The organism is Endozoicomonas sp. SESOKO4 (assembly GCF_024606275.1).
In genome coordinates this window covers 1-1,143 of sequence record NZ_JAHHPS010000214.1, presented here as the reverse complement: position 1 = coordinate 1,143, position 1,143 = coordinate 1, and the positions used below count along the sequence as shown (strand labels likewise).

At 49.2% G+C, this 1,143-nt stretch carries 1 protein-coding gene; it reads right to left on the bottom strand.

Annotation, left to right across the window (positions count from 1 at the left end; translation table 11 throughout):
• Positions 1-1,080: hypothetical protein (locus KDK16_RS04175; RefSeq protein ID WP_257274799.1), on the bottom strand; the 1,080-nt coding region annotated here is incomplete at its 3' end.
• Positions 1,081-1,143: the final 63 nt, after the last annotated feature.

Here is a 1,143-nt window from a genome sequence, read left to right as displayed (position 1 = left end):
AAAAAAACGCTGGTGAATTGGCAAGCCTCTTTGTTTTAAGTCCAGAAGCCTCTCGCAGTCGTAAGAGCCGGGTTCATTGACCAGGTCAATGGCCTGTTGCAGTTTGTGCCTGGCATCTGGATCTGCTGTGGTGGTTCGTTCCGAACTCAGTGCCTCTGCCCGCACAGACATAGGCAGCAGATTCAACATGGCTCTGAAATGGTCTGGGGCTACGCCCTGTGAGAACGCAAAATCATTCAGCGAACGCTCATTCATACTCAGGTATTGACTGTCCAGCTCATCATCATAATAAACCTCTACAGAACCTGTGCGGTTGCAATAAACAACCAGAGGTAAGGGTTTAAGCCTCAATACCTTTTCACACTGACGCTTGTCCCGCAGGATATCGGAAACATTTATTTCTGCATCGTTGTAAACGCAAAAGCATTTGACGTCCTGCTTTTTGTAATGGGTGAGCACCAGCTCCGGGAAATCATCATCCGTGGAATGATAGCCGGGTTTCAATTCTGGTAAACAGAACGTCCCATCCGCATTCAGATGTCCCGAGGTGAAACGAGCAGGATAAACTTTCCAGATGAGTTGATTGCCGCGCTCAAAATATCTATCAAGCACTGATTGCAGATCAGGCAGAAGTTTTACTAACCTGTTTTCCGGAGTTAGCTCAGGCAGCATCATCGCCAGCGAACAAGTCCCTGCATTACGTTTATAGACATACAGGCATTGTGGATCAAAAATGCCAACCATCCATTTACCATAAGCTTCTGGCACGCGCCCGGTGGGCGCCATTCCTCCCGGCAGGGCGAGAGTGAAGGGTCTTGGCGCTCCCATACCCGAAAAGTAATTTCTCTCTTCAGTCAATTCAATTCGCCGAAACGCCAGACGCCCGCTTTCAGCGGCCTGCAGTAGCTCCTGTCGCTCAGACTCCCTGGGATGACCGGGTAGTAGCTTGCGGGTCGGTTGGCTGGTTGACCATTGGCTAGAGGACTTTACCGCCTTGCTGTCAGGCCTTGGTTGATCAAACTTTGGTTGAGAGTGAGGGCTCAGGTTTACAGAATTCCTCGTTCCTTGGGCAACATTCATGGCAATATTCCTGTAAAACGTATTATTTACCCACTTCCGTGTGGTTGGATTCGACAATCTTTA